This window comes from Pseudomonas sp. AGC41 (genome assembly GCF_057334555.1).
This window is the reverse complement of sequence record NZ_JBHFJB010000115.1, coordinates 9,113-14,710: the sequence shown is the minus strand read 5'-3', so window position 1 is coordinate 14,710 and position 5,598 is coordinate 9,113. Positions and strand designations below refer to the sequence as shown.

At 63.1% G+C, this 5,598-nt stretch carries 7 protein-coding genes; 2 read left to right on the top strand and 5 right to left on the bottom strand.

Going from position 1 to position 5,598, the window contains the following annotated elements; all coding sequences use genetic code 11:
• The 5 genes from ACE04F_RS19225 to ACE04F_RS19205 all read right to left on the bottom strand — a co-directional run.
• Positions 1-151 (bottom strand): hypothetical protein (locus ACE04F_RS19225; RefSeq protein WP_486109235.1); only part of this gene is annotated, 151 nt, incomplete at its 3' end.
• A complete protein-coding gene (locus ACE04F_RS19220; RefSeq protein ID WP_486109146.1) occupies positions 148-1,140 on the bottom strand; it encodes an FAD binding domain-containing protein in 993 nt (330 codons plus the stop codon). The genes ACE04F_RS19225 and ACE04F_RS19220, both read right to left, overlap by 4 nt.
• Positions 1,137-1,661, bottom strand: coding sequence for a (2Fe-2S)-binding protein (locus ACE04F_RS19215; RefSeq protein ID WP_486109144.1), 525 nt, complete (start codon positions 1,659-1,661; stop codon positions 1,137-1,139). The genes ACE04F_RS19220 and ACE04F_RS19215 overlap by 4 nt, the downstream gene beginning before the upstream one ends.
• A 177-nt stretch (positions 1,662-1,838) precedes the next feature.
• On the bottom strand, positions 1,839-2,405 hold the full coding sequence (locus tag ACE04F_RS19210) for a DJ-1 family glyoxalase III (protein WP_486109142.1): 567 nt from the start codon (positions 2,403-2,405) through the stop codon (positions 1,839-1,841).
• An 80-nt stretch (positions 2,406-2,485) separates the two neighbouring features.
• Positions 2,486-2,932: a DUF4879 domain-containing protein gene (locus ACE04F_RS19205; RefSeq protein WP_486109140.1), complete on the bottom strand. Its 447-nt coding sequence runs from the start codon at positions 2,930-2,932 to the stop codon at positions 2,486-2,488.
• A gap of 209 nt (positions 2,933-3,141) precedes the next feature.
• Here ACE04F_RS19205 and ACE04F_RS19200 point away from each other — a divergent pair, with 209 nt between their 5' ends.
• Positions 3,142-4,437 carry an NCS2 family permease gene (locus ACE04F_RS19200; RefSeq protein WP_305498657.1) on the top strand — a complete coding sequence of 432 codons (1,296 nt, stop codon included), beginning with the start codon at positions 3,142-3,144 and terminating at the stop codon, positions 4,435-4,437.
• Positions 4,434-5,513: a tRNA (uridine(54)-C5)-methyltransferase TrmA gene (gene trmA / locus ACE04F_RS19195; protein ID WP_486109138.1), complete on the top strand. Its 1,080-nt coding sequence runs from the start codon at positions 4,434-4,436 to the stop codon at positions 5,511-5,513. Before ACE04F_RS19200 ends, trmA begins: the two co-directional genes overlap by 4 nt.
• The last annotated feature ends 85 nt before the right edge of the window (positions 5,514-5,598 follow it).

Genomic DNA, 5,598 nt, shown 5'->3' with positions numbered 1-5,598 from the left:
CGCGCCCCCGGGCGATGGCGCTGGACACGACACTGCCGTGCAACAAGCCATCTTCCGGATATTCGCCGGCGTAACGGGCGCGACCGGTCACCTTGAGGAGCCCGTCGACGCGGTCAAGCGGCTGGCCTATGGTTTTGCTCGGTGCATTCATCGGGTGGTTCCTCCCACCAGTGCGGCGTCGCTCAAGGCGCGGACAATCGCTCGGCGTGCCAACTTGACCTTGAAGCCGTTGTGCTCCAGCGGTTCGGCGTTCTGCAGCAACGCATCGGCGGCCGCCGTGAAAGTTTCACGGCTGACAGCCTGGCCGACCAGCCAGTTTTCCACGGCCTTGTCGCGCCACGGTTTGTGAGCCACACCGCCCAGGGCCAGCCGAGCCTGGCGAATCACCGGCCCATCCAACTCCAGCGCAGCCGCTACCGAAACCAGCGCAAAGGCGTAGGACGCCCGGTCGCGAATCTTCAGGTAGTGGCTATGTTCAGCAAAACCCGCCGGCGGCAATTCGATATAGGTGATCAGTTCGTCATCGGCCAACTGATTGTCCCGATCCGGAGCGTCACCGGGCAATCGGTGAAAATCGGCGAACTCGATAGTCCGCGCCCCACCCCGTCCCAGCACATGCACGACCGCCTCCAGCGCCGCCAGGGCCACGCACATGTCCGAGGGATGCGTCGCCACGCACTGGTCACTGGCGCCGAAAATCGCATGGATCCGGTTCAGGCCGCTTCGGGCCGGGCAGCCGCTGCCTGGGCGCCGTTTGTTGCACGGCACGGAGGCGTCATAAAAGTAATAGCAGCGCGTGCGTTGCAGCAGGTTGCCACCGGTGCTGGCCATATTGCGCAGCTGGGGCGAGGCGCCCGCCAGGATGGCTTGGGCGAGCAGCGGATAGCGCCGTTGAATCCACGGGTGCCAGGCCAGATCGGCATTACTCACCAATGCGCCAATCATCACCCCGCCCGTGGGGGTTTCGCTGAGGTCCGTCAAAGGCAGACCGGTGATATCGATCAGGTGCTCGGGGCGGCTAAGGTTTTCCTTCATCAGGTCCAGCAGGTTGGTGCCGCCGGCGATGAAGCGTGAGTTCGCACTGGACAATTCGACGGCCGCCTGCACGGTGTCAGGCTTGCTGTAGCTGAAGGGATTCATCGCTCGCCCTCCGTTGGCTGGCAGAGTGGAAGCGCTTCCTCGATGGCGTCGCGAATATTGTTATAGGCGCCGCATCGGCAGAGGTTGCCGCTCATCAGTTCGCTGATTTCAGCGGTGGTCTGTGCCCGGCCTTCGTTGGCCAGCCCCACCGCCGAGCAGATCTGTCCCGGCGTGCAGTAGCCGCACTGGAACGCGTCATGCTTGATGAACGCCCGCTGCATGGGATGCAGCTGATCGCCATTGGCCAAGCCCTCGACGGTGGTCAGCTCGGCGCCGTCGCACATTACCGCCAGGGTCAGGCAGGCGTTGATGCGCTTGCCATCACGCAACACCGTGCAGGCGCCACATTGGCCGTGGTCGCAACCCTTCTTGCTACCTACCAGGTCCAGTTGCTCGCGCAGTAGGTCCAGCAGCGTGGTCCAGGGCAGCACCTGCAACTCACGCACGGCGCCATTGAGTGTCAGACGTATCGGATGACGGACGAAGGACGCCTGCGTCGCTTCGGACAAGGTCGCGCTCATGGAACACCTCACGGTTGGTCGTACTCGCGGCGTTTTGGGAAACCGCCGTCATAAGGGGTACGACTTCGAGGTGGGGTGAGCGTTCAAGGCAATTGGGCGACGAAACGCCAGCGGCCGCTGCGCAGCCGAGCGGGAGCAAGCTCCCTCGCCACAGGGCTACTCTCGATTAAGGAAAGATCAGGCCTGTAACTCCGCCCCCACCACGCTCCTCACACCCTTGCCGGCGAGTTGCTCCACCAGCGTCAGGGCGAACATCAGGGCGGCGGCCGAGCCTTGGGCGGTGATGCAGTTGCCATCCACCACCACCGGTTGGTCGACGAAGCTGCACCCGGACAACTGCTGGCTCACGGCGGGCAGGCAGGTCATGCGGCGCTGGCGTAGCACGCCGAACGCCTGGAGTACCAGCGCCGGCGCTTCGGCGATGGCGGCAAAAAATCGCCCGGCGGCGGCCTGGTCCCTGACCAATTGCTGCAAAGGCTGGTGGGCGGCCAGATGCTGCGCGCCAATAATGCCGCCCGGCAGGGCGATCAGGTCGAAATCCTGGACCAGCATATCCACCAGCATGCCGTCGGCGGTCAGGCGCGTGCCGCGCGCACAGGTGAGCATGCGGCGGCCCTCGATACTCGCCACCACCACTTCGAGCTGCGCACGACGCAACACATCGATCAGCGTCACCGTCTGCAAATCGTCGACGCCTTCAGCCACGGCAATCAGGGCTCGGGGGATCTTGGTTCCAGGAATCATGGGCGCTCTCCGCTGGGTGATTCCCTCAAGACTAGCCAGCTTTGCCGGGCCGTGTCAGGTGAAGGCGGCCCGTGACGTGGTCATTTGATGTATAGCTCGGTCACCATCCGGTTCCCCGGCGCGTTGATCGACACATTGCTGAAGCTGAAAGTGCCTTCCTGCTTACCCTTCAGATCGAAGATGTACAGGTAACCGACCACCTTGGTGCTGGTCGAACAGTCATTGAGATTGCCATTGCCGAACGCACACACCGACGAGCGGGTGCCGTCGACTTCGAAGCCGTCCAGCATGACATGAGGCTGGCGGCCATAACCGACCTCCAGCACGTAGACCTTGATATTCGGCCCGCTGTGATTGCAACGGGTCTGCGCCTGCCCGGCAGCGATATCCTCGAAACCACAGGTCGGCGATTCGACCTTGAGCACCTTGACCTCGCTCAGCGGTGGCGCCGAGGCGGCGTGCGCCGCCGGTCCGAGCAGCCCCAGGCTCAACGCCCAGGCCCATGCGAATTTTTTCATGCGATACATACCGACCTCCCCGGAATCGCGCGCAGTATGGCCCAACTTTTGCGTCTGCACACTTTGCGACGCACACCGAGGATCGCAGCCTCATCGCCGCGCTGCTATGATGCGCGGCTTTTTCCGACCCGCAGAAAATCCCGGGCGCCCCTGGCGACGTGTGCTTTGCTGTTGAGGTCGATACATTCACGGCGCCGCGCGCGCCACGGGGAGCAGACATGCTGGAAAGGCTGTTTCAACTCAAGGCACACAACACCAACGTGCGGACCGAGATCCTGGCGGGCGTCACGACCTTCCTGGCCATGGCCTACATTCTGTTCGTCAACCCGAGCATTCTCGGCGAAACCGGCATGGACAAGGGCGCGGTATTTGTCGCCACCTGCCTGGCGGCGGCGATTGGTTCGACGGTCATGGGCCTGATCGCCAACTACCCGATCGCCCTCGCCCCGGGCATGGGCCTGAACGCCTTTTTCACCTACACCGTGGTTCTGCACATGGGCCACACCTGGCAAGTGGCGCTGGGTGCGGTGTTTGTCTCCGCCGTATTGTTTTTCCTGCTGTCGATCTTTCGCATTCGCGAATGGATCATCAACAGCATCCCGCTGCCACTGCGCTCGGCCATCGCCGCCGGGATCGGCCTGTTCCTGGCGCTGATCGCCCTGAATAATGCCGGCATCGTGGTGAAAAACCCGGCGACCATGGTCGGCCTCGGCGATCTGAAGCAACCGGCGCCGATCCTCGCGACCCTGGGCTTCGTCCTCATCGTCGCCCTGGAAGCACTGAAAGTGCGCGGCGCCGTGCTGATCGGCATCCTGGCGGTCACCGTCGTCTCGATCGTGATGGGCTTCACGCCGTTTGGCGGGATCATTTCCGCGCCGCCCTCCCTCGCCCCGACGTTTTTGCAACTGGACATCAAGGGCGCCCTGGACATCGGTCTGGTGAGCGTGATCTTCGCCTTCCTCTTCGTCGACCTGTTCGACAATTCCGGCACTTTGATCGGCGTCGCCAAGCGCGCCGGGCTGATGGGCAAGGACGGCCACATGCCGAAGATGGGCCGCGCGCTGATCGCCGACAGCACCGCTGCCATGGCCGGTTCGCTGCTGGGCACCTCGACGACCACCAGCTACATCGAGTCGGCGGCAGGCGTCAGCGCCGGCGGACGCACCGGCCTGACCGCCATCGTCGTGGCGATCCTGTTCCTGCTGGCGCTGTTCTTCTCGCCACTGGCCGCCAGCGTCCCCGCCTTCGCCACCGCGCCGGCCCTGTTGTTTGTGGCCGTGTTGATGACCTCCGGCCTGGCCGAAATCGACTGGGACGACATCACCGTCGCCGCCCCGGTGGTGATCACGGCGCTGGCAATGCCGTTCACCTACTCCATCGCCAATGGCATCGCCTTCGGCTTCATCGCCTGGACCGCCATCAAACTGGTGTCCGGCCGTGGCCGTGAGCTGAACCCGGCGCTGGTCATCCTGTCGATCCTGTTCGTTATCAAGTTGGGTTGGTTCAACGCATGACTTTTGATTCCCAGGCCTACGCCGCCCAGTTGCAGGACAAGGTCACGCGCTTGCGTGACTTGCTGGCTCCGTTCAATGCACCCGAGCCCGAGGTATTCGACTCGCCCTTGCAGAACTTCCGCCTGCGCGCCGAATTCCGCCTGTGGCGCGAAGCCGGCGAACGCCACTATGCGATGTTCTCCCAGGACGACAAGCGCACGCCGATCCTGATCGAAGAGTTTCCCATCGCCAGCCTGCGCATCAACCAATTGATGCCGCAGCTCAAGGCTGCCTGGCAGGCCAGCGCACCCTTGAGCCACAAGCTGTTCCAGGTGGAATTCCTGACCACCCTGGCCGGCGACGCGATGATCACCCTGTGCTACCACCGCCCGCTGGATGAACACTGGCACGCCGCGGCGTCAAAACTTGCGACCGACCTGGGCGTCAGTATCATCGGACGCTCCAAAGGCAAGCGGGAAGTGATCGGCCACGATTATGTGGTGGAAGAACTTGAGGTGGGCGGCCGTACCTTCAGCTATCGCCAGCCCGAAGGTGCCTTCACCCAGCCCAACGGCACGGTGAACCAGAAAATGCTCAACTGGGCTTATGAAGCCTTGGGCGATCGCAGCGACGATCTGCTGGAGCTTTACTGCGGCAACGGCAACTTCACGTTGCCCCTGGCCACCCGCGTGCGCAAAGTGCTCGCCACTGAAATCAGCAAGACCTCGGTCAACGCCGCGCTGAACAACCTCAGCGAAAACGCTGTGGATAACGTCACGTTGGTACGGCTGTCCGCCGAGGAACTGACCGAAGCCTTGAACGAAGTCCGCCCATTCCGCCGCTTGCAGGGTATCGACCTGAAAAGCTACGAATTCGGCAGCGTCTTCGTCGACCCACCTCGCGCCGGCATGGACCCGGACACCTGCGAACTGACCCGACGCTTCGACAATATCCTCTACATTTCCTGCAACCCGGAAACCCTCGCCGCGAACATCGCGCAACTGAACGACACCCACCGCATCACGCGCTGTGCGTTGTTCGATCAATTCCCTTGGACCCATCACATGGAATCCGGGGTGTTGTTGACGCGGCGGTAGGCCAACACAGACCTATTGTGGCGAGGGAGCTTGCTCCCGCTCGGTTGCGCAGCAACCGCAAAAACCTGGGGCTGCTGCGCAGCCC

Coding starts and splice junctions, on each gene's coding strand:
- ACE04F_RS19220 (WP_486109146.1), bottom strand. CDS start 1,140: ATGAATCCCTTCAGCTACAGCAAGCCTGACACCGTGCAGGCGGCCGTC.
- ACE04F_RS19215 (WP_486109144.1), bottom strand. CDS start 1,661: ATGAGCGCGACCTTGTCCGAAGCGACGCAGGCGTCCTTCGTCCGTCAT.
- ACE04F_RS19210 (WP_486109142.1), bottom strand. CDS start 2,405: ATGATTCCTGGAACCAAGATCCCCCGAGCCCTGATTGCCGTGGCTGAA.
- ACE04F_RS19205 (WP_486109140.1), bottom strand. CDS start 2,932: ATGTATCGCATGAAAAAATTCGCATGGGCCTGGGCGTTGAGCCTGGGG.
- ACE04F_RS19200 (WP_305498657.1), top strand. CDS start 3,142: ATGCTGGAAAGGCTGTTTCAACTCAAGGCACACAACACCAACGTGCGG.
- trmA (WP_486109138.1), top strand. CDS start 4,434: ATGACTTTTGATTCCCAGGCCTACGCCGCCCAGTTGCAGGACAAGGTC.